Source organism: Pedobacter sp. SL55, from assembly GCF_026625705.1.
GTDB lineage: Bacteria > Bacteroidota > Bacteroidia > Sphingobacteriales > Sphingobacteriaceae > Pedobacter.
This window is the reverse complement of the sequence record NZ_CP113059.1, coordinates 611,519-634,574: the sequence shown is the minus strand read 5'-3', so window position 1 is coordinate 634,574 and position 23,056 is coordinate 611,519. Positions and strand designations below refer to the sequence as shown.

Below are 23,056 nucleotides of genomic sequence, written 5' to 3'. Positions count from 1 at the left end.
CCTTAAAAAAAATGATGCTGAATTAGCAAAAGCTAACTATGGGTAAGGCATTATTCAATTCCTAATTTTTATTTCAAAATATTTACAAGATAAAAAGTGGTTTACAGGCAAACATGTGGCTGTTTTGTGTTTTGGGGCGTTTTTTTGAGGATTGTCTACCTAATTGTTTTGGATTTTCATCTTTTTTAAAATGCTTAATAAACATATTTGGGGTAACAAAACCAACTTAAACTAATGATGAAACCAAACAAACAAATTCTTTTTGCTAAGGAGCAGGTGTGCTCAAGCAACCTTTCGAAATCGAAGAAGATAAGCTGAAAAAATAACCTTCTTAATACTAGAATTAGAAGACGTAGAGCGTATCATCAATTTATCGCTGTACGGCTGCAATATTCGAAATGATTAAATCAACAATTAGAAAAATGAAAAACTATTTTGCGTGTTTTACTTTTTTACTTTTCATTAACGCCTGCCTGCCAAATGCTGTGGTGGCTGGCGTTAGCTCAAAATATATAACAACAGCTGCCTTTTATCAAGAAGTAGATTCGGCAAAATCTAAGCAAGATACACTCCCTAAAAATACCAAGGTTATAGACTCGGTAGTGCTTAGAAATTATGTTTCTAAAAAAATCATCGATTCTATTGATGTAAAGAAGGCTGCATTGTATCCTTTCAACTCTTTACAGCAGGCGCTAAAGGCATCCGTTAGCGGTGTATTTGTGCAAGAGCCAAATGGCGAACCTGGGACTTCGGAACAGTGGATGCTGATTAGAGGAATAAGCCGTCCGTTTTTTACCCAAGGAGATGTGGCACTGGCACAACCAGCAATCTTTGTAAATGGTATTCCGCTAATGCAAGACAATACATTTTCGAGCCAGATACAGAAGTATGATTTTAGTCCGCTGGGGTCGGCAACTAATCTGCTTTCAACCATCGATTTAGATAATGTGGCATCAATACACGTGGTAAAAGGTTTGGAGGCTGCTGCAATTTACGGGCCACGTGCCGCCAACGGAGCCATTTTAATTACCACCAAAAACGCTCACGAAGGTAAACGCGAAATCTCTTTTAGCAGTGCCTATGGTTTTGTAGATAAGGATATGGTAACCACAACCAACGGTGTGGATGAGAGTAATTTCAGAAAAATATTTTACGATAAATTTGCTAGTGCCGAAGAAAAAGCCAACATACCAGGTTTTTTGAGCGATGCTAGTAATGAAAATTACTATGGTGCTTCTAACTGGACAGATCTTTACTACAAAAGGGCGCCCATCTATTCCATTAATGGCAGTATTACTTAGCGGCACCAGCAGATCTAATTTTAGGTTTTACGGCGCAAACAGTTCAAGCGCAGGCAATGCCGATGATACAAAGCTAGATAAGTATGTAGCCTCTTTCTTTATTAATATGTTGCCGCTAAAATGGCTAACCGTTTCTAGTATGGTAAATGCCACCAAATTAACCAGGGATAGAAACAGAAACTTGAGAGATCGCTTTGCCGAAATGCAATACGTGCCAGACTTAAGCAGTCCAATTGCGCCAAACAAACTAGTGTATAGCAACTTGCTTAACCAGTACGATCATAAATCTTTCGACAATAATTCAAACAACGCTATACAAGGTTCTTTCTCATTAAACGCAAAAGTTAAAAAAATTGATTTCCTGTCAAGAATATCATTTGATTATAATGAAAACATGAGAGATGTGTTTTATAACTCTCAATTGTTGGATGGAAATAACTACGTGTCTAACTATTTTGGTTATAACCAAAGATTAAATATTGATAACGTTTTAAGCTACGGCTATACGCTGGATAGTAAAAACGACTTTAACTTTTTAGTAGGGCATACCTTTACTAACGATATCAGTAAGTATAATTACGGACAAGGCTACAAAGGCCCTAGCGATTATGTTAGGATTAATTCCGTTGTTGGAAATTCGGCAGATGCTGATTATCTAAGATCATTATTTCTTATCGTAAACAGATTTACAGACAAGCAAAAAATTAACCTTAGCTCTTTATACAGTAAGATAGAATACAGTTATAATAAAGAGTTCTTCTTAAATGCGGTGTTGCGTACAGATGGGGCATCTAATATGCAGCCTACAGATCGGTGGTTTTTCTCGCCAATGGTAAATGCACAATGGGATCTTAAAAGAGTTGTTGCCAAAAACAATTTGCCCGTTACCAAATTGAAAATTAATGCCACTTGGGGAAGATTGGGTACACTATATACTTCTGATAGATACGCTGCCGGTCCTCAATACACTTCTGATATTGGCTGGTCTGCAAACCCTAACATGAGTTCTTATAACGGTTTTGGAACCATTACCAGGCCTTATTCTTTAGGATGGGTTGGCTATGATATACCATGGGCTTATGTACAAGAAACTAGTGTGGGTTTAGAGGTAGGTCTATTAAAAGATAGGTTACAAGCCAAGATAGATTTGTACACTAAAAATAATAACAGAATGCTGTTAGATGTGCCAACCAACGCAGAGTACGGTTATGCTAAAACCTACCAAACAGGCATGGATGTGAATAATAGAGGGGTAGAATTAGCCTTGCAAGCCGCTATTTTAGCGCCTAAAAGTGGTGCGGTTACATGGAATGTGAATTTCAATGCGGCTTATAACACCAATAAGCTAAATGCGCTTCCGGGTGGACTTAACGATATCACGGTAGGTAACCAAAAACTGGTTGTTGGTAAACCGATAGATAGGTTTTGGGTGTTGCAAAGTACAGGCGTTTACCAAAGAGATATAGATGTTCCGGTGAATCCTGCTAACTATCAAATCTTAAGCTATAAAGGATTGCCGCTACTTGCGGGCGATCCAAAATGGAAAGATCTAAATGGCGATTACATCATCAACGAAAGCGATAAAGTAGAACTGGGTAACTTTATTCCTCGTATTACAGGGAATGTAGGAACAGATATAACCTATAAAAGCTTTACCCTAGATTTAAACTTCGCCTTTGTAGGCAAGCGTAATATCTTAAACCAAGCGGCAGCAAACCGACTTGATTTTGCAGCTAGGGCGGGCAGTAACGATATCAATTCCATCAACGAAATTACTTTTTGGCAAAAAGGCTTGGATATGGCCAATTATCCTGTTTACAATCCTTGGAGTGCTGTACAAGCCTACCGTACCGATCAAGATATTTTCATCGAAAATGGGGCTTATCTAAAATTGAGAAGCATCTCATTGGGCTACGACATCACTAATGCAGGCTTTTTCAAGAAACAGAAGAACAACTTCAGAAGATTATACCTGTACGCTACAGCATTAAATGTATTTACAGTTACGCCTTATACGGGCGGAGATCCAGAATTGGTAAATTATATAGGGATAGATACCGGATATGGCATGTCTATTCCAAGAACATATTCTTTAGGTATAAAACTAGATTTATAAGAACGAAAATGTTATCAAAGCAACTACATACATTCAGATTTAATGCGTTAAAAATCCAAACCGTTGGATTTTTGATGACTGTGCTGGTTCTTATTTCTTGCAACAAGAAGTTAGAAGTTGATGCCACACACTTGGTAAACGAAAACAATAATTGGGAAACTATTTCGGATACCAGAGGTGCGCTTTTGGGATCTTATGGACTACTTAGAGCCGCTTTAGCCGATAACAATGCCCAGTGGCTATATGGCGAACTTAGGCACGGCGATTTCGTAGCCACCACTAGGTTAGACCTTAAAGCAATTATTGGTAATAACCTGAACGCTCCTTATCCAACGCTGCAATCTTTAAGCAACTGGAGAAGGTTTTACGCCGTAATTAATAGCGCCAGCTTATTTATTGAAAGGGCAGGAGAGGTACTAAAAAAAGATAGACAATATACAGAAAGAAACTACAAAGCAGATGTAGCCCAAATGAGAGCTTTAAGGGCCTTTACCTATTTTTTAATGTGCAGAATTTGGGGAGATGTGCCCTTGATTACTTCTTCTCATGATTCTTATTTTGATAAGAAGGAAAGAACTAAACAGGCTATTGTATTAAGATACGCAGAAAGCGAATTGGTACTTGCTGCTACAGATTTGCCTTATAGGTATGGTTTTCAGCTAGATGACGATTTGCCCGGTGCCTATTACGGCAAATACACTGATGGAACAGTTGCCGGCGATGTGGGTTATTGGAATGGTGTATTGCTAACCAGAACATCTGCCTATGCAATTTTGGCACACATTGCCGCTTGGGATCAACGATATTTGGAAGCCTCTGCCTATGCCGAAGTGGCCATTAGAAATTATACAAAAACTGGTGCGGCTTTTACCACAACGGCCGATTTAACACTATCAAATGGCTTCTTTTATAACAATAAGCCCGCCCACTTAGTAGCTTTTCCTTTTAGGTGGGATACCAAGGAGTTTTCGCAGGTGGGCCACATCGAAGACCTTACGTTGGCAGCACCTATAATTACCCGGGCTAGGCCACATATTTATGTTCCAGACGAAACCATTACGCAAATTTTTAATGAGCCCACCGATGGCAGGTTTAGAATTAACCCAGCAGATGGTAAACCAGTAACAGATTACTTTACCGGATACGGAAGCTCTAATACCGTGTTCAGTAAAATTAAATGCCTTAGAAATGCCCCGCAAACAGATGGCTCTTTGGCCTTGTACACTTCGGCCATGGTGTTTACCAGAATTGAGGAACTGACCTTGTTATATGCCGAGGCTCAAGCGGTTTTAGGGAATACCTCTTCTGCAATAGATGAACTAGACAGGGTACGTTTTCTACGTGGTTTAGGTGGCTACAACGGACCTGACGAAGGCGTAATAGAGGCCATTTTTTTGGAGAGAAGAAGAGAACTGATGGGCGAAGGTTGGAGATGGTTTGACCAAGTAAGGCTAAATAGAATAAAAAGAAACGATGCGGCATTTAACCAATTATTGGATAATGGGGGCATTTATTGGCCAATTAGCGAAGAGGTACTAAGAAATAACTCATTATTGGTACAAAACGAATATTGGAGGTAATAAGCAATGAATTTTAACAAGAAAAATAAGAGTAAAATTTTACTAGGCTTTTTGATATTGTGTTTGGCATTTACAGCCTGTGAGAAAGACAATGGCCGATATGATTTTGTAAATGAAGTAAACGTTTACGATGGCGATGTATATGCCTATCTAAAAAGTCAGCAGCAGTTTGATTCGCTTACCAAAGCGATTGAAAGGGTGCCCGGATTTAAAGATTGGATGGTACAAGAGCAAAATCTTACCGTTTTTGCACTTACCAACAGAAGCTTTGAGGTGGCATTTACAGGCCTTAATAAGGTTAGAAACGGGCAAAACAAATCGCCTTTGGGCATAGCAACCATAGATGTAGACCAGTTAGAAATCTTGATGGATCGCTACGTCATCAAAGGAAAGCTCACTACAGATAGTTTAAGGTTTGCCGATGGGGCATTTCTCAGAACTGCCCGCTTAGATTATGAGATGAACGCCGTAGATAAAAGCTCTAATGCCAGCGGCTTGGTAAACGGCGGTCCTAAAAGTATCATCTACAGTGATGTGAAAAACTCGCAGTACACAAAAGATTGGATTAGCACCACTACCCAAGCCGTAAATATCCACAGTAAAAATGCTATTGTACACATTATTGCCGCCTCGCATGAGTTTGGTTTTGGCGAGTTTGTAAATAGAATGAATAGATAGGATTTGAAGCAAGAATATAAAAATACAGAGATGCTTAAAAATAAAACAAACGCACTATTAATACTTCTACTCGGCACTTTGCTGTTTGGTGCCTGTAAAAAGCTTTTGCCTACCGACAAAGATGCTTTTAACGCCGATGCAGGCTTTACCCAAACCGTTTATCAACCTGTTTTGGGCAGAACTACCGTAATGAGCAATAACTTTAACTCGCAGGGCTCTTCTTTGCCTTTAACATTCAAAATTGTTGGGATTAGAAATAGTGATGGTATGTCTGCGCCTGAATTGCTAAAATCTTTTCCGGTAAGTGTTTGGAAAAAAGCTTATGATGGCAGCGAGAAAACATTGGCAGAAATTGAAGCAAAAAGAGTAATTGAAGAACATCCCTTTTTCGAAATCAGACAACATTCTGGAGAACTGATCATGTGGTCGGAAGCTACTTCAAACATTGTTAAATCATTTCCAGATTCTGGTTACGTTTTCGATGTAGAGGTAAGTAACTCTGGCGGTCGTAAATATTACAATGGCCTTAAGCTACAGCCTTACAAAGAAAGAGCCTACGAACCCAATAATATCAATCCACTTACGGGCACATCTACAGGGGGTAACCTATTCCCAACAAGAATTGATAACATTATGGGGGAAGCCAGTTCTAGCTTCCTAAATTTTGGAGATGTAAATATTTCTTTTCACAGAAAGGGAGATGGAAATTCATTGAGCTTTAAGTTCTTGGATACCTTATATAATCCAATAGACCCAGCCAAATTTAAGCTCACTAACTGGGCAAAACTGGTGCACGGGTTTAATATGAGAATGACAGCCACCGAAGTAACTTATGATGTGGCATATCCCATACCTTGTGTACTCATTCCTACGCCCTATACCACAGCAGATGGCACTAGAGCTAGCGTAGATTTTCTTTATGACAGAATGGGCTTTGGCGGGATGAGAGAAGTAGCAAAATTGGGATTTGATTTTACCATTTTCCAAAAAGGAAGCTGGGATATCATCATTTGGTTTAAGACAGACAATCCAAAATTTACAGACGACTAATGGAACATACAAGTAAAATAAAATTGGATAAGATACTTTTCACAAACAAACCTATCATGAAGCAAAAGTGTGTTCATTTCGTTTTAATGCTAATGTTTGCTGTATTAACGGCTACAAATGCTCATGCACAAAAAAATATTACCGTAAAAGGAGTTGTAGTAGAGCGTAGCAACGGTTTGGGCATACCCTCATTGGTAATTATGATTAGCGGTACGCAAAGATCAGCTGGGTATACAGATTCAGATGGAAAATTTAGTGTTAGTGTACCTGAAGATGCCGAACTAGTTTTTAGGTATATGGGTTTTAAAACGCAATCCATCAAGGTAAAAGGAAAAACAGATTTAAAGGTACAACTGGTAGAAGATAACGCCACCAGTTTAAAGCAGGTACAAGTTATTGGTTACACCCCAAAAACAAAAGAAGTAACCACTGGATCTGCCGTTACAATCAGCGGTAAAGATATTCAGGATGTACCAGAAGCCAACTTAATTTCGCTTTTACAAGGAAAGGTAGCGGGCTTAAATATTCAGAACAACACGGGTAGCCCAGGGGCGAGAGGTTCTATTTTTGTACGTGGCTTAAGCAGTATCGATGTTCAGGGATCGGGTAATAACGCCTTTTTAACACCAACTTCTCCGTTATTCGTAATAGACGGTGTACCTATTGATGCTAATACCGATTATGAATATGGCTTTTCTGGCGGAGGTCCGGGCATTAGCCCACTATCTATGATTCCCGCCGAGGATGTAGAAGAAATTACGGTACTTAGAGATGCTCAGGCAACTTCTTTATACGGTTCGCAAGGTGCTTATGGTGTAATTCTTATCACTACTAAAAGAGGAAAATCTAAAACACCTATTATCCAATACACCTCTAACGTCTTTGTAAATACGCCGCCAAATTTAAAAGAGGTGCTGGGCGGCAACGGAGAAAGAGCCTTGCGTATATGGCAAATCAATACTTTTGGTAGAGACATCTACTCGGCCCGCGAAACCATAGACAATGCTCCGTTTTTGGCCGATAGCTTAAATGCGTTTTATAACAACTCAACCAATTGGCAAGATTTATTTTATAGAACAACCTTTAACCAAACCCATAACATTTCTGCCTCTGGTGGCGATGATAATTTTAACTATAAGGTTAACATGGGCTATTACGATGAAAATGGGATTGTAGAGAACACCGGTTTCAAAAGGTATTCTTTAAATATGAATACCAGATATAGACCCAATCAGCGGATTTCTTTTAACGCCAATATTTCTACTAATTTAGGTAACAGGCAAAATGGTAGCGGAAATGGCGTTCTGCAAACAGGTATAGCCTCGGCAGCGTCTGCATCTTCTCTACTGCCCGGCCCAAGTTTGTTTAATGGCAATGCTGCATTGGGGGCGTTAATTACCGAGAATGATAACAAAACAGGAAATTTAAAAGCAGTAGTAGAAGGTAAATACGAATTTATCAAATCGCTTACGGCTACCAGTACCTTTAGTTACGATTATAATACTGGTACGGTAGAAACATTTACACCCGCCATTTTAGGGAACAACGTAGCGAAAGTGTATTCGTACAACGATAAACGTAGCACCTTGTACAATAGGAATATGATCAATTTCAGTAAAACGATGAAGAAGCATAGTCTTAACGCATTCGTTTTTAATGAAATGTATATCCGAAATTTCCAGGCTCATGCCATAAATAATGAACAAACCACCAATGATCAATATCAAGGGCCGCTAGGAAATACTGGTGCAACTTCTAGAAGCGGTATCCTAGATAATTATTTCGATTTAAGATCAGTAGCATTTGCTTCTCAGGTTTCTTACGATTTTGATAAAAAATATGTGATAGATTTATCTTACAGGTTAGATGGCTTGTCTACCAGCGGGCCAAATGCACCATGGTCAAAAAATCCATCTATTGGCTTACGTTGGAACTTTAACAAAGAAAACTTTTTAACGTTATCTAAGTGGTTAGATTACGGTTCATTACGTGCTAGTTGGGGTAAAAATATTGTGCCTACAGGTTCTGTTTTTGATGCTTTTGGTACCTATGATTATACAGGTTTCTACAACGGAAACCAATCTGTAGGGGTTGATTTTGGCACCCTGCCAAACATTAGCTTGGTGCCAACTACAACCACACAATATAACGCCGGTTTTGATATGGGTATTTTCAATGGTAGGTTATCATTATCTTTTGATACTTACTATAAAATGGTTGATAACCAGTTAAGATCTAAAGCCTTATCAAATATGACTGGTTTTACCTCTATCAAAACTAACGAAGTAAGTTTGGTTAACTATGGTTACGAACTTTCGGCAACAGTGAGGCCTTTGCCTAAAAACAGCAAAGTAGAGTGGACCTTATCTTTTAACGGAGCCATCAACAAAGATGTGCTCACTTCACTGCCTGATGGAGCCCGACAACAATTAATAGAAGGTGGGGCAACTGGTCAGGCCATTCTTTACAGACTGGGCAGAAACAGTTTAACCAACATCCTTTACAATACCAAAGGTGTTTACTCTACTACCGGTGCGGTAGCGGTAGATCCGGCTACAGGTATGCGTTATAAAACTTTTAATGGTACTACCACACCGGTATATTTCCAAGGTGGAGATCCTTATTATGCCGATATTAACGGAGATTACATTTTAGACCAAAGAGATTTGGTGCCTGTAGTAACTCATTTCCTCAAGTAACAGGAGGTGTTACTTCTTTCATCAGGTACAAAGAGTTCTCGCTTAACGTAAACATGTCTTATACCTACAAGAGAGATATTTTAAATAACTCTTTGTCTAGCATGTTTCAAAATTTTGCCAATCCCTTGGCGGAAACAAATTTGGTTCCAATAGAGCAGTTTAACTACTGGAGGAGTGCTGGCGATAATGCCACCTATCCAAACCCTTACGATTATTTAAGATTTGGTAATTACAGCCCTACATCAACCGCGGGAACGCAGTTTTTACCGTTCCGTTACAACCAAACTTTATTTCAAGAAGACGGCTCGTACCTAAAAATCAACTCCGTTACCTTTTCGTATACTTTCAATAGAAATGCACTTAAAAAAATAGGCGTAAGCTCTATGAGGGTATATGTTACGGCTAATAACGTTTACACGTTTACGAGTTACTCTGGGCCAGATCCCGAAAACGTAAGCGATTTGGGTAGGGACATGTCTGCCGGATACCCATCAAGACGTAGTTACAGTTTAGGCTTAAACGTTCAATTTTAAAAAGATCACTATGAAACGAATTAGCTATATCCTATTCATTTTTGCCTTAGTGCTAAGCATCCCAAATAGCGGGTGTAAAAAATTCCTTAACGTAGAGCCTTTAAATAAGCTCTCAGGAAATAACTTTTGGACAAGCGAAAAAGACGCCGAAAGTTTCGCTACCGATATTCATCGTTTATTTAGAAACGCCACCATGTCTAGTGTTTTGTTTGCCGTTGGCGATGAGCGTTGTGCTCCATTTACATACTTCGATGGTAATCCGGACAGATTAGATTTTCTTTATTTGGCAAAAAACAACCTAAAGCCAGCAATTGCAGCTCGTTACGATCCTAACAGAGCTTTAAATCTACCAGCTTCCCAATTACTCCTAGAATGGTTTCAAAACAATGCCAGATATGACCTCATACCCAATTGGACGCCGTTTTATAGGGTAATCCAGTCTTGCAATATCATGCAAAAAGAGATTGATCTGATACCCTCAACAGAAATCACAGAAGCCAAAAGAAATCAATACAAAGCCGAAGCAGTATTTATGCGTTGCATGGCGTACTACTTTTTAGTGAGGCTGTATGGCGATGTACCTTATTACAAAGAAGCCTATCAGCAAGATGCACTTCCAAGAACGAACATGGTTACTGTATTTAACGATTGTGTAGCAGAATTAAAAAAGATAAAAGACAATTTACCCTGGACTTACGCCGACCCAGCTAACAGAGGGGTAAGGCCTATGCGTGGAGGGGCTTTGGCTCTAATGATGCACATGAACATGTGGAATGCAGGTTTTGATGCCGGTAATTCAAAAAAATACTACGAAGAAACTGTAGCATTTGGTGATGAAATTGAAGAGATAGGCGTAATAAAAGAACGTGCTTATCGTCTGTTGCCAATTGAGCTAACGTATCAGGTTATGTTTGGCCGTTCGCAAGAAGGGCTTTACGAAATACAATTGAGCGACAACTATGGAGAAAGCACTGCTAGAAATAGGTTTAAGTTTAGCGTAGGTTTAGTAAATCAGATTTTTGCACCTGCCATTAGCGATAGAAATTATACAGAACTCATCATCAACCCTAACTATCTTAAAAAGATTTATCCAGAAACAGCACCAGATAGAAGAAAAGACGTATGGTTTGATGCAAATATGTATAAAGTGGATGGTTCTGCCGTATTCTATAAAATGTTTAATAAGAGCGCTACTACCCAAAGTAGTGATGACAACCCTATTGTTTTTAGATTGGCAGATACGTATTTGCTACAGGCAGAAGCATTGGCCGAGTTAGGTACTGATGATGCCAAAGCTGCAGATTTATTGAATAAAATTAGGGCTAGGGCAGGTGCAGATCTTTATCCGGCAGAGCCAGGAGAAGGAAAATTAAAGGATGCTATTTTTTGGGAGAGATGTAAAGAATTAATGGGCGAGGGGCATTACTTCTACGATTTAGTACGTACAAAAAAAATCTTAAATCCAGATTACTGCTACAATCCGCTTACCTATTCTGCATTTATTGCTGGCGCCTGGACATGGCCTATAGACAGGGCTGCCTTAACAAACAATCCATACATGACATTAAATAACTATTGGCAATAAAACGAATGAAAACAACTATAAAAATGAGTTTTACTGGAAAAATAGGCATGGGTTTATTGCTGCTGGTTATGGCCATGTTAACCATCACTTCTTGTAAAAAAGACTATTATAAAGATACAGGTTTGGCTAAGGCCCAATTTGATGGAACGATATTGCAATACTTGGAATCTAAGCCCCTACATTTTGATACCCTAGCTAAAATTATAAAGCTGGCAGGTATGGAAAACACTTTCAACAATGAAGAGGTTACCTTTTTTGCACCACCAGATCCAACCATACAGGTGTCAATTACGGCGCTAAACCAGCGTTTGCTTTCTATAGGTAGAGATACAGTAAGCAAATTGGAGGATATCAAACCTCAAGCATGGAAAACGCTGCTCTCAGCGTATATCTTTAAAGGGACAAACCGCTTAAAAGATTATAAGCAAGTAGACACATTGGCTTTAGATACCTATGCTGGGCAAGGTTATTTAGCTTATAACAATGTACCCTACAATATTGGGGTGGTATTTAACGATGCCAAAAATGATAATATCGTTATCAAATACGCAGGCTATCGCCAATTAATGATATCGTACATTCCAGATTGGACAAATCCCAAAAAATATTGGATAAACGCTTTGGTTTCGTCTTCAGATATCAATCCTAAAAATGGGATTGTACATGCGCTAAAAATAGATCGCCACGCATTTGGTTTCAACACCGGAATATTTTCAGAAATAGCGCTACAGTTTGGCATTGGCAATTAATAAAAAATAGACATGAAAAGATTTAAAGATATAAAGCATCCAGTTCATTTTTTATTCGTATTAATGTTTGCTGCGGTGGGTTTTACTGCTTGTAAAAAAACAGAGCCCTTGCCGCAAGATCCATACGCAGGTGGTAAAGAAGCATTAGGTATTAGGTTTTTAACTACTGCGGCAGTAATTGATGGCAACAGTATGACCTTTAGCGCTACAGGTTTGGTTCCTTATAAGGATAAGGTGCATTTGCTCATTAACAATGTAGAGGCAACAATTACGGCAGTTACCGCAAATTCTGTAACGGTTACAGTGCCCAATAATTTAAGTTCTGGACCGGCGGTAATTATTGTAGACGACCAGATATTTTTTGGTCCAATGGTAAACATAGCTGGTAAAACCGAGGTTGATGCTACTTTCTCGAGTTTGGGCGCAAATAATACAATTAGCCAGGTGTTGCCTTTGCCAAACGGAAACCTGATGATGGTGGGTAGTTTTTCCAACTACGCCCAGGCAGCTTCCGAAAAACAGCCTATTAATGGTATCGTGTTAACTAATCAAAACGGAACTTACCTTAGTACTTTAAGTGCCGGAAAAGGTGCCAATGGTTCTATCACATCTATTGCTCGTTTAAGCAGCGGCCAGTTTATGATAGGTGGATGGCTTAGCAGCTTTAACGATAGAAAAGGCATTAGCGGTGTTACCAGGTTAAACGCCAATGGTTCGCTAGATACTACACGTGTAGAAGTGGTAAATTTAACACCGCTTATCCCAAACAATAGTTATGATACCGTAGCCAGGTTTAATGGCGGAATTAGTGGTATTGCCAGTAAACTTTTTATCCATAATGATCAAATTATTGTACAGGGTAATTTCAATAATTATGCAGAACATTTTTATGAAAGATCTACCCGCGATAGGAAAGTAGTAGGCTACACCAAAATAAATAATGTGTTACGGATGAGTTTAGAGGGTAAAATGGACTCTACTTATAATTTTGATAAGGTTGCCGGTACTCCATTAGAAGCAGGTAATGGTAGCGTTTACGATGCCGCCATACAGCCCGATGGTAAACTGATGATGGTAGGTAGTTTTACAAGATACCAAGCGCAAACCGCTAACTACATCTTAAGGTTAGATAACAACGGTAGGGTGGACCTATCATTTACAGCAGCGGCAAACGGACCCGTTCACAGCGTACGGTATAATGCTACTAGCGGTAAATACATGTTGGCTGGCGCTTTTACCACCTATAATGGTGTGCCGGTAAATGGCTTGGTGCGTATCAATGCAGATGGAAGCCTTGACCCTTCGTTTACCGCTCAAAATATGGTAGGTGGTTTTCCAACTTTTGCAGCGCAGCTTTCTGGCGGAAAGATCATCGTTTCGGGAAGTTTTACAAGCTATAACAACATCATCAGGCAAGGCTTTATGATCTTGAATTCAGATGGAACACTGGCCGAAGGTTATAATAATACAGGCAGATTTGTCGGTTCAATTTCAGACATCTATGAAAGAACAAATAGCCTAGGGTATCCAACAGTAATTATAGCTGGGTTTATCTCAACGTTTGATGCAAGACCTGTTAACAACATCGTTAGAATAGTCCTTAAACCATAAATTATTTACCTCTTGATTAAAATAGCAATGGAAAGAGTACAAGAAAATAAATCGAATAAATATGGTGCATGGTATTACACCTTATTTGTTTTAGTCATATTAGGCCTATCGGCGTGTAATAAAGATTTTGAAGGTAAGCATGATTTTGCCAAAACAAAAGATACGGTTTTAGATGTTCGCACCTCAAAAATTTTGTACGTAATTATAGATGGTGCCAGGGGCAAATCTATAGAAACCAGTATGGCTCCCAACCTAACCCAGATTAAGGTAAATGCAAATTATGCTTACGAATCGGTTAGTGATGATAGTGGTTTAGATGCAACCACTTGGACAGATATGCTTACAGGCGTAAACAAAGTTAAACATGGTGTAACTACCTCCAATTTTGCAGGTAATCAGTTAGCAAACTATCCTATGTTCTTTAAACGAATTAAAGAGAACTTTGCGTTACGTACGGCCGCTTTTTGTGCATCGGCACGTTTAAGCCAAAATTTAATTAGCAATGCTGATGTAAACCAATCTTTTAATGATGATGATTTGGCGGTAAAAACGGCCACTGTAGATGAACTGAAAAGAGACGATGCCGCCGTGGTGCTTACAGAGTTTAGCAGCGTAGATAAAGCGGGTGCGCAATACGGTTACGATAATTCGGTGGCACAGTACCAAAGTGCTATTCTTAAAATAGATGGTTACATAGGCGAAATTATGGCCCAACTAAAAAGCCGTAAAAATTATACCAATGAGAATTGGTTAGTGGTTATAGCTTCTAACCAAGGAGGTGCTTACCCTGTTAACCCGGCAGATAATGATGGTACTTTTTTTAGCAGACCATTGTTAAACAGCTACATTATGTTCTATAATCCGGCTTTTAATACTAGCGTTTACGAGAAGCCAAGTACGGGTGCTATTCCTTACAGTGGTAGTAACATTAAACTAAATGGTACAGCTTTAAGAGGTACATTGAGTGCTACAGATGCCTCCATCTTTAACTTTGGTACAGGAGCCGCAGCACCAGAGTACACCGTAGAATTAAAATTGAAAGTACATGCTTTTGGGACATTAAACGCACCAATTTTCTCTAAAAGTAGTAGCCCAGCAAATTCATCTACTGGTTGGTGGATTATCCACAACGGATCTAACGGGACATGGCGTTTTGCGGGCTTATCTTCATCAACAATTACTAGTGCTTCGGCTCCTTTGCTAACAGTTGGCAAATGGTTTACGCTTGGCTTTAAGATATACAATGAAAATGCCAAAAGATGGGTGGTGCTTTATCAAGATGGCGAGCGAATTTCAGATCCAGTAGATATTACCAGCAGGAACGTTGACAACGCTGTGCCGCTAATAGCCGGACAAATAGATGGCTATGGAGCCACGGCAACCCAAAGCATAACTGATATCAGGTTATTTAAGGCAGCCGTTCCAGACAACATCATTAAAGAATATGCTTGTCAGGTAAATGTACCCACAACGCATCCTTATTACAGTTCTTTAATAGGTTATTGGCCGGCAACAGATGCCGTTGGGGTTGCTTTTAAAGACAAAATATCGGGCACAAGAAATTTTGCACTAGGTGGAAGCCCAGTTTGGGAGTCTTTTGAAGATACAGATCCAAAATTCTGCATTCCATTTTCTAGTGAAATATACAAGGAACTACCACGTGGGGTAGATATTCCAAGATACATCTACTCTTGGTTAAAAATAAAGACCGATAGCTACGGGCTCGATGGAAAAGTTTGGTTGCCAGTTTATAACATCACTCAATAATTATGATGAATATGAAAAGATATAGTTTTAGTGTCGCAGGCATTTTAATGATAGTTTTATGTTTGGCGGCATGTAAAAAGAAATATGGCTATTCTTTTGAAGATGGCTATAATCCAAATGGTGTCACAGATACGCTCAAAGATCTGGTTTTAGATACTTCTATTTATAAAGTAGACCGTTCGCAGTTTAATTCGGCTAGGGCATTTCCGGGGCTGGTAGGTATCGAAGAACCGCGATTGAAAGGCATAGAAGTTACGCTAGATTTAGATTACGTAGTAAGCAATAATGATCATTTAAGAGTTTCTGTGCCTCCCGGTGGGTATTTCAGTACTGGAATGTATGCGCCTGCTGGCGAATTAATTGAGATTGTAGTGCCGGTAGGTGTTTATGGCTTAACGGCTCAAATTGGGGCTTGGACAGATAATTTGACAGGCAAAGATCCATTGAGTAGGGCTCCGATAATTTATAGCCGCCAAGAATTGTTTCCGGGTAAAAACTTGCTGCGCAACCTGTATGGTGGCCATGTTTGGATTATTCCTCCTCGTCCGCTAGGTAAAAAAATAACTTTTCAGTTTACCGGCGTAGTAAAATCCCCAGATTTTGTACTAGGCGAAACAACTACAGCCGAGTGGAAGCAAATGATTGCCAACACCAAGGTACCTTGGTTTGAGCTAAGGGGCAAGCGCATTATTTTCACTTTGCCAGTAAATAAACTGGCTGATTATCCTATCAACGATCCTCAATTACTAATGGAAACTTGGGACAGACAAGTAGAAGATGGTGTTTGGAAATGGTACGGCTTGTCTCCTGATGCAGCGGATGTGAGAGATAGAAATGCCATGTTGCCTTGGCGTATTGTGCATGATATTCAGCCATCGGTTGGTGCTCAGCATAGCGGCTACCCTATTGTGGCCACAGCCAACGAAAACTATTTTAAGCAAGCGGTTACCCAAACCGAGGTAGTTGGGCTTAACTGGGGTACTTACCACGAAATTGGACACAATATGCAAATGGGCTCTACCTGGAACTTTGAAGGCAATGGCGAGGTAACCTGTAACCTATTCAGTTTAAAAGTAGCCAAGCAAAATGGCTTTAAGCACACCAATTATAAAAGAATGCTCGATGCTGGTTTGGCTTATGTATCATCAACAGGTACAAAAAATTACAACGCTACAACCACCTCGCTCGATGCTAGATTGGGGATGTATATCCAAATATTTGAAAGATATGGATACGAATTTATGACTTATCTAGCAACAGAAGCTAGACACGCCAGGTTTGGGGCAAACAATAACCAAGATAAAATAGATTTTTTCTACGAAAAGTTATCTGCTTACGCCAATACCGATATGCAACCTTTTTTAACAGCTTGGGGCATTACCGTAAGTAGCGTTTCCAAAAACAAAATATCAGCACAATATCCATTGTTAACAGAGCAAGTTTGGCTTTCAAATCCAATTTAAAAAAGATGAAGACGTTTAAAAATACTCAACAAATTTTAATCAAAGGGTTTTTACTCTTAATGCTTTGCTTTGCTTTTTTGGGATGTAAAAAGTATTTCGATCCACCAGATGTGTTTGAAGAGCAGACCATAGTAAATGTTAAAAGAAAAAAGGTGATGCTTATTGTAATTGATGGTGTTACCGGAAGTGACTTACAAGCTATTGCACCACCTAAAATTACAGCAATGCTAAACAACAGCAAATATTCATGGAGTGGTTATAGCGATTATGTAGTGTCTGACGGTACTGCATGGAAGAATATCATGACTGGGGTTGCTGTTGGCAAGCATGGTGTCTCTGATAATACGTTTGACCCAAAAGTAGGAGGGACTGGAAATGAACATGATGCACAGACAGCTTGGCCAACTTTTATTGAACGCTTACAAGCTTCGGGGAAAATGAGAAGATCTGCTACGGTTACGCCTTGGAAGCAACTTAGTGACAAACTTTTGATCTATGCAGATCAGCCTATAGTTGCAAATAATGATCAAGCGGTAAAAGATACAGTACTTAAAAAGCTCAACACGGGAAATGAAGATCTGCTAGTGGTAAACTTTAATGAGGTAAGCAAAGCAGGTGTTACTTATGGATTTTCTCCAAGTATTACAGAATATTCAAATGCGATAAAAACGGTAGATGAATATATTGGTGCACTTTTGGATGCCATGAAAGCCCGCAAAACGTATAAACAGGAAGATTGGTTAGTTATTGTAACTTCTAGTCATGGAGGAACTGGTAACAGTTATGGAGAAGTAGCTAATAGAGATAGGGAGAGAAACGTATTTAACTTATATTATTCGGATGACTTTAAAAGCCATGAATTTAAGAGCCAGCCTTTTATGGATGGATTAAAATTCTCGGCAAATGCTATTACTGCTAGATTGGCGGCGGCAGATGCTGCTACGTATAATTTAGGTCTTACGGGAGAATATACTATTGAATTTAAGCTAAGAATAAATGCCTTTGGTACTTTAAACTCTACCATTTTCTTTAAAGCAAATAGCCCAGCTAACAGTAGTTCTGGCTGGTGGTTTATTCATAATGGTTCAGATGGCTCATGGCGTTTCGTAGTTCGTAGAGGACCAAGTGGAGGCGCTAACAAAACGCTAACGTCTAAAGATTTAACTGTTGGCCGCCCGCCGTTAATGGTAACTGATAAATGGTATCACTTAGCAGCTAAAATTTATGAAGAAGCAGGTAAACGTTACATGATTATTTATCAGGATGGTGTTAAAGCTTCAAATGCTTTAGAAATTACGGGTGAAAATATCATTAATAACGAAGATCTATGGGCTGGTTTTAAATCTGGTTATGGAAACGTGACCAATCAAACCATTGCTGATATCAGATTTTGGAATACAGCTTTACCAGATGCAAAGATTTTGGAAAACGCTTGTCTAAACAGTATCACATCATCAGATCAATATTATAGTAATTTGATAGGTTATTGGCCAGGTAATGATGGATTGTCTGCTTTTAAAAATTATAGTCCACTAGCGGTTGATAAAGATTTGAAGCTTGCTGGAAGCTATAGTTGGGAGCCACACGTAATGCCAACTTGTGGTAATGAGATACCTATCCCAGCAGATCAAGTATTGCTTAGAAATAGTGATATCGCCGCACAAATTTATTATTGGTACGGTGTTCCTATTGACGACAAGTGGAACGTTGATGGAAAGATATTCTTAAGTAAGTTCGAATCTGAGTTTATAAAATAGAAAGCGTTAAAGATTGCAACATGAAAGCATCAAAAATCAAAATATTCAAATACATCGTTCCAGTAATAACCACTGCCACTATTTTATCTTGTAGCAAATTAGAAAATGATGCACTTAATACCGATGAAAATTTACCAAGTACATCATTAAATATTAAAGTGATTAATGCTAAAAAGAATTTGCCAGAGCCTGGGGTAAAAGTTTTTGTTGGGCGAAGAATTAGTGCGCAGGGACAATACCAGATTGTAGATACCATTAGAACCAATGCCAGCGGCGAGTTTAATTATGATGCTCGTTATCCAAACCAGTATAGGGTGTTTGTAGATACCACGTTTTACACTGCCGATACGGTTAACTTGGTAATGGGTACAGCTGCACCAAATAGCATATTGCTACATACAAATCCAAAATTTGGAATGTCGTAGGTAGAAATTAATGTGATAGATAGTGCTGCATTGCAACCTATCGCAAATTTCGATGTAGCTGTAAGTTACAGGGGTTCTGGCAAGAATGATTTTACCTCAGTTGGTACAGAAAAAACAGATGCGTCGGGTAGAATCTTGATGTCTTTGCCATGGCCATCTACAGTGAAGGCAAAAGTGGCAAAAGAAGATGTTTACAAAACAGATTCGGCTTTTGTGCTTCATAAAGATGATGTCGGTTCAGCTATCACTCTAAAAATATCTACGTTAGTTGGTTTAGATGTAAATGTTTTCGATTTTCTCGACAAGCAGTATATACAAGGTGCCAATGTTAAATTCAGTATAAAAAAGCAAGGAGAGAGTGCTTTTTCCCTATTGGAAACAAAAACAGTTTCGGCAGCAGGTAAAGCAAGTGTCTTGGTCGCTTTCCCATCAGAGGTAAAAGTAGAAATATCGGGGCTTAAATTTTTTAAGGATACTGTAATTAACATCAACGTACCCAAGTTTGCTACCCAGTCATTAAGTGCGCCGCTATATTTAAAACCTGCTGCCTATACCGAACCCGTGATGACCAATTTGCAGGTAACTACCCTTGCATTAAATAACGGTATTACCCTCGCAGACCCGCAAGATGTAACTACCGATAGAAAAGGTAATATCTACATTACGGAAGGTAATACGCACAGAGTTATAAAGGTTGATGCCAATGGAAATACCTCTGTTTTGGCAGGTACTGGTACCGCAGGAAAAACTGATGGCGCTGGGGCTACGGCAACTTTCGCTTTTCCTTACGGAATTAAAGTAGCTAACAACGGAGCAATTTATGTAGCTAACAATAATGGCTCTGGAAGTACCGCTTTTCATGCCATACGCCGTATAGATATTGCGCCAAATGGGGCGGCAACGGTAACTACTATTGCAGGTTCTGGCACCTCTGGCACTGCAGATGGCGTAGGCACAGCGGCTACATTTAACAGACCGGCGGGTTTGGCCATAGATAAGGCAAATAGATATCTGTATGCAGCAGAATGGGGTAGTGCACGTGTAAGAAGAATTGATTTAACCAATAATCAGGTAAGTTTTATTGCCACTACCGGAGCTAACCCATGGGGAGTAGCCATAGACGAGGATAGCCAAAACCTCTATGTAGCCGCTTGGAACGGAAATTCAATCAGTAAAATTAACTTGGCAAATAACAGTATAACGGCCATTAGAAGTGGGGCTACCACCAATTTTAAATCGCCTCGTGGTATTTATGTAAGCTCGCAAGGTAAAATTGTGGTTTCTAATTTCGATAACCCTGGTACTGGTCAAGGTCATTACCTATCTATGGTAAATTCTCTTAACGAAACGGGTACATCAACCTTTAGTTTGGTGGCCGGGGCAACAGCCAGCGGAGATGCCTTGGGGGCAGCCAATTCGGCAAGATTTAATGGCCCAATTGGTATTTGGTATGATAAATATACAGGCAATTGGTATGTGGCAGATGTAGGTAACAAGAAAATAAAAGTAATTAGGTCAAGTGATCTATAAAATTACATCACACGCCGGCTTGGTAAAATCGGCGTGTGATGATGTGATCATCTTAAAGATATGTTAAACCTAAATTTAAAAATTATGAAAAAAAACTACTTAAAAAAAATTTAAGAACCATATCCAAAGTTGTAACGCTGTGCTTTGGCATTTTTACATTTGGGAGTGTTAATGCGCAATTAACAGATTTAAATTATTCCGCAACAGGTGGCCTTTTTAATAACGTAGCAATAAACCAAGTAATTTTTGGCAACGTAGATCCAAATGCTACCATTAAGAGTAAAGATATGCTCGTAGTGGGGTATACAACTTCAAATATTAGTACTGGAGCCTACGTTTCTGGACCTTATGTTAAAATATACAAAAATACAGGTACAGCACCTTATTATAATGAAACAGATGTAATTACGAATATACCCGCTTGGGTTAATACCAATTGGGCAGCAAGTAATGCGGTTAGACAATACACTGGAAATTTTGCGGCTTGGAGCAAAAAAGATAGCAAGATTTTGGTAACCGGATCTGACGGAACAAATAAATACAGCAAGTTATTTAAACCAGATGGTTTAGGCGGGTATGCGGAGATAGTGAATCCAGTTGGAGGAACAACTCCTTTTGAAGGCGTTATTGGATATTGCGGTTTTGGAGACTTTGATGCGGACGGCGACGATGATATCTTGCTTTATGATACGGGTTTGAATACTTCGACCCGTGCTTTGGGATATGCAAGGGTTTATAGAAATGATGGTGCCGATAACTATACATTGATGACGTTGAATATGCCGTATACAGTACAAAATTTTTACAGCATTGCAATTTCTGATACCAATGGCGATGGTAGAGATGATATTGCAATTAATGGAGTTTATAACCTTACATCCAATACTGCTGCAAACTACAGAACGGCATTGTACACACCCGATGCTAGTATGGCATTTACAGAGGTTATTCCAAAGGTAGCGGCAGCAAATATTCGTCAAATTGCCTACGGGGCTGTAGCATTTATAGATACCGATGGTGATGGTGTCGCTTCCGATATTGTTATGGCAGGAGGTCAAGGAAATACGACTAGTGCAAGAAGATTTACACTATATAAAAGAAATGCTGCAGTTCCCTTAACTGACGATAATGCTTATACAGTAGAGTTCGACTACGCCACAACGGATGGAGCTTTCAATGCAGTTGGTTTTCAGTACGGAATGATTGCTGTAGGTGATTTGAGTGGAACTGGCAAAATGAAGGATTTTGTATCGATAGGTCAAAGAAATAGCAATAGTAACAGACCGTATGTAGGTATTAAACGTACTTCAGGCTATACAATATATAACAACTTAGAGGTTACTACTAATGCTGCAATTAGTTCATATAACGGAAACACAGCTCCCAACACTTCGTTTTTTGGTAATATTATAAACGGTGGTGGTAGTAGTGTGTTAAGGGCTTATGCTATTGGAGATGTAGATGCCGATGGTAAAGCGGATGATTTGGCTACTTTTGCTCTAGAATATTTTGGTGCAGCTTCATTAAAAGTTTCATCTACACTTTATGTCAATGATGAAACAGTAAACTCCGATAACAGGCCTAGAGTTTACCGTAAAAGCAGTAAGTAATGGTGCGAAACTAAATTGGTCTACTGCTACCGAAAAAGACAATAGTCATTTTATCATTAGTCGCAGTACAGATGGCAGCAAATTTACACCAATAGCAACAATAACTGGTTCAAGTACATCAAACGTAACCAACAAATATCAATTTGTAGATCTTACACCGGCAAAAGGTGTAAATTACTACAAACTACAACAAGTAGATTTTAATGGAACTACCACAGATTTAGGTGTAAAATCGGTTCGTTTTGATCTATCGGCTAGTAAGCTTTGGTGGTTTACCCTAATCCCACCAAGGGTGTCGCTACTGTAACATTAGCTGCTGTTGCTTACACAAATTACACCGTGGTTGGTGTACAAGGTAACACGGTAGCAACAGGTAAAATTGGTAATGGCGCAACTACGGTTAATATAGAACTTTCTTCAGCACCAAAAGGTACTTATATCGTTAAGTTATTTGGCACAAGCGGAAGCAGCGCAGCCAGAGTAATTAAATTGTAATGACAAGGGAAGCCATATTTGGTATCCCTTTTTTGCTTTATATATTCTTAAAAATGTTTGCAATTATGTTTTTAGAATAGGAATATAAAGTAAACCCCAGTAACCTC

17 protein-coding genes are annotated in these 23,056 nt (G+C 39.2%); all 17 read left to right on the top strand.

What is annotated here, in order from left to right; translation table 11 throughout:
- Positions 1-422: 422 nt before the first annotated feature.
- The 17 genes from OVA16_RS02760 (at position 423) to OVA16_RS02680 (ending at position 22,949) form a co-directional block, all read left to right on the top strand.
- Positions 423-1,301: a TonB-dependent receptor plug domain-containing protein gene (locus tag OVA16_RS02760; protein WP_267763397.1), complete on the top strand. Its 879-nt coding sequence runs from the start codon at positions 423-425 to the stop codon at positions 1,299-1,301.
- Positions 1,285-3,417, top strand: coding sequence for a SusC/RagA family TonB-linked outer membrane protein (locus OVA16_RS02755; RefSeq protein WP_267763396.1), 2,133 nt, complete (start codon positions 1,285-1,287; stop codon positions 3,415-3,417). Before OVA16_RS02760 ends, OVA16_RS02755 begins: the two co-directional genes overlap by 17 nt.
- Positions 3,418-3,425: 8 nt before the next feature.
- Positions 3,426-4,997, top strand: coding sequence for a RagB/SusD family nutrient uptake outer membrane protein (locus tag OVA16_RS02750; protein ID WP_267763395.1), 1,572 nt, complete (start codon positions 3,426-3,428; stop codon positions 4,995-4,997).
- 6 nt (positions 4,998-5,003) lie between these two features.
- Positions 5,004-5,675 (top strand): fasciclin domain-containing protein, encoded by a 672-nt coding sequence (locus OVA16_RS02745; protein WP_267763394.1) that lies wholly within the window; start codon positions 5,004-5,006, stop codon positions 5,673-5,675.
- A gap of 30 nt (positions 5,676-5,705) precedes the next feature.
- On the top strand, positions 5,706-6,725 hold the full coding sequence (locus tag OVA16_RS02740) for a DUF5007 domain-containing protein (protein ID WP_267763393.1): 1,020 nt from the start codon (positions 5,706-5,708) through the stop codon (positions 6,723-6,725).
- Positions 6,726-6,781: 56 nt separating this feature from the next.
- Positions 6,782-9,424, top strand: coding sequence for a SusC/RagA family TonB-linked outer membrane protein (locus OVA16_RS02735; RefSeq protein ID WP_267763392.1), 2,643 nt, complete (start codon positions 6,782-6,784; stop codon positions 9,422-9,424).
- Positions 9,425-9,477: 53 nt separating this feature from the next.
- Positions 9,478-9,957, top strand: coding sequence for a hypothetical protein (locus tag OVA16_RS02730; protein WP_267763391.1), 480 nt, complete (start codon positions 9,478-9,480; stop codon positions 9,955-9,957).
- Positions 9,958-9,967: 10 nt separating this feature from the next.
- Positions 9,968-11,542, top strand: coding sequence for a RagB/SusD family nutrient uptake outer membrane protein (locus OVA16_RS02725; protein ID WP_267763390.1), 1,575 nt, complete (start codon positions 9,968-9,970; stop codon positions 11,540-11,542).
- Positions 11,543-11,547: 5 nt separating this feature from the next.
- The gene (locus OVA16_RS02720) at positions 11,548-12,291 is read left to right on the top strand and encodes a fasciclin domain-containing protein (protein ID WP_267763389.1); all 744 of its coding nucleotides are present in this window, start codon (positions 11,548-11,550) and stop codon (positions 12,289-12,291) included.
- Positions 12,292-12,303: 12 nt separating this feature from the next.
- Positions 12,304-13,902, top strand: a complete 1,599-nt coding sequence (locus OVA16_RS02715) for a DUF5008 domain-containing protein (RefSeq protein ID WP_267763388.1) — start codon at positions 12,304-12,306, stop codon at positions 13,900-13,902.
- Positions 13,903-13,929: 27 nt separating this feature from the next.
- Positions 13,930-15,669 (top strand): alkaline phosphatase family protein, encoded by a 1,740-nt coding sequence (locus tag OVA16_RS02710; RefSeq protein ID WP_267763387.1) that lies wholly within the window; start codon positions 13,930-13,932, stop codon positions 15,667-15,669.
- A gap of 11 nt (positions 15,670-15,680) precedes the next feature.
- Positions 15,681-17,132, top strand: coding sequence for a M60 family metallopeptidase (locus tag OVA16_RS02705; RefSeq protein WP_267763386.1), 1,452 nt, complete (start codon positions 15,681-15,683; stop codon positions 17,130-17,132).
- A gap of 5 nt (positions 17,133-17,137) precedes the next feature.
- Complete coding sequence (locus OVA16_RS02700; RefSeq protein ID WP_267763385.1) at positions 17,138-18,889, top strand: alkaline phosphatase family protein; 1,752 nt, start codon at positions 17,138-17,140, stop codon at positions 18,887-18,889.
- A 20-nt stretch (positions 18,890-18,909) separates the two neighbouring features.
- Positions 18,910-19,314 carry a hypothetical protein gene (locus OVA16_RS02695; RefSeq protein WP_267763384.1) on the top strand — a complete coding sequence of 135 codons (405 nt, stop codon included), beginning with the start codon at positions 18,910-18,912 and terminating at the stop codon, positions 19,312-19,314.
- A gap of 12 nt (positions 19,315-19,326) precedes the next feature.
- Positions 19,327-20,844 (top strand): beta-propeller fold lactonase family protein, encoded by a 1,518-nt coding sequence (locus tag OVA16_RS02690; protein ID WP_267763383.1) that lies wholly within the window; start codon positions 19,327-19,329, stop codon positions 20,842-20,844.
- A gap of 287 nt (positions 20,845-21,131) precedes the next feature.
- Positions 21,132-22,454, top strand: a complete 1,323-nt coding sequence (locus OVA16_RS02685; RefSeq protein ID WP_267763382.1) for an FG-GAP-like repeat-containing protein — start codon at positions 21,132-21,134, stop codon at positions 22,452-22,454.
- 267 nt (positions 22,455-22,721) lie between these two features.
- Positions 22,722-22,949: a T9SS type A sorting domain-containing protein gene (locus OVA16_RS02680; protein WP_267763381.1), complete on the top strand. Its 228-nt coding sequence runs from the start codon at positions 22,722-22,724 to the stop codon at positions 22,947-22,949.
- Positions 22,950-23,056 lie beyond the last annotated feature (107 nt).

What these genes read in the sequence shown, in the direction of transcription:
- OVA16_RS02695 (WP_267763384.1), top strand. Translation starts at nt 18,910, where the DNA reads ATGAAAGCATCAAAAATCAAAATATTCAAATACATCGTTCCAGTAATA.
- OVA16_RS02705 (WP_267763386.1), top strand. Translation starts at nt 15,681, where the DNA reads ATGAAAAGATATAGTTTTAGTGTCGCAGGCATTTTAATGATAGTTTTA.
- OVA16_RS02735 (WP_267763392.1), top strand. Translation starts at nt 6,782, where the DNA reads ATGAAGCAAAAGTGTGTTCATTTCGTTTTAATGCTAATGTTTGCTGTA.
- OVA16_RS02745 (WP_267763394.1), top strand. Translation starts at nt 5,004, where the DNA reads ATGAATTTTAACAAGAAAAATAAGAGTAAAATTTTACTAGGCTTTTTG.
- OVA16_RS02685 (WP_267763382.1), top strand. Translation starts at nt 21,132, where the DNA reads ATGCTCGTAGTGGGGTATACAACTTCAAATATTAGTACTGGAGCCTAC.
- OVA16_RS02755 (WP_267763396.1), top strand. Translation starts at nt 1,285, where the DNA reads ATGGCAGTATTACTTAGCGGCACCAGCAGATCTAATTTTAGGTTTTAC.
- OVA16_RS02730 (WP_267763391.1), top strand. Translation starts at nt 9,478, where the DNA reads ATGTCTTATACCTACAAGAGAGATATTTTAAATAACTCTTTGTCTAGC.
- OVA16_RS02750 (WP_267763395.1), top strand. Translation starts at nt 3,426, where the DNA reads ATGTTATCAAAGCAACTACATACATTCAGATTTAATGCGTTAAAAATC.
- OVA16_RS02760 (WP_267763397.1), top strand. Translation starts at nt 423, where the DNA reads ATGAAAAACTATTTTGCGTGTTTTACTTTTTTACTTTTCATTAACGCC.
- OVA16_RS02700 (WP_267763385.1), top strand. Translation starts at nt 17,138, where the DNA reads ATGAAGACGTTTAAAAATACTCAACAAATTTTAATCAAAGGGTTTTTA.
- OVA16_RS02725 (WP_267763390.1), top strand. Translation starts at nt 9,968, where the DNA reads ATGAAACGAATTAGCTATATCCTATTCATTTTTGCCTTAGTGCTAAGC.
- OVA16_RS02720 (WP_267763389.1), top strand. Translation starts at nt 11,548, where the DNA reads ATGAAAACAACTATAAAAATGAGTTTTACTGGAAAAATAGGCATGGGT.
- OVA16_RS02740 (WP_267763393.1), top strand. Translation starts at nt 5,706, where the DNA reads ATGCTTAAAAATAAAACAAACGCACTATTAATACTTCTACTCGGCACT.
- OVA16_RS02710 (WP_267763387.1), top strand. Translation starts at nt 13,930, where the DNA reads ATGGAAAGAGTACAAGAAAATAAATCGAATAAATATGGTGCATGGTAT.
- OVA16_RS02715 (WP_267763388.1), top strand. Translation starts at nt 12,304, where the DNA reads ATGAAAAGATTTAAAGATATAAAGCATCCAGTTCATTTTTTATTCGTA.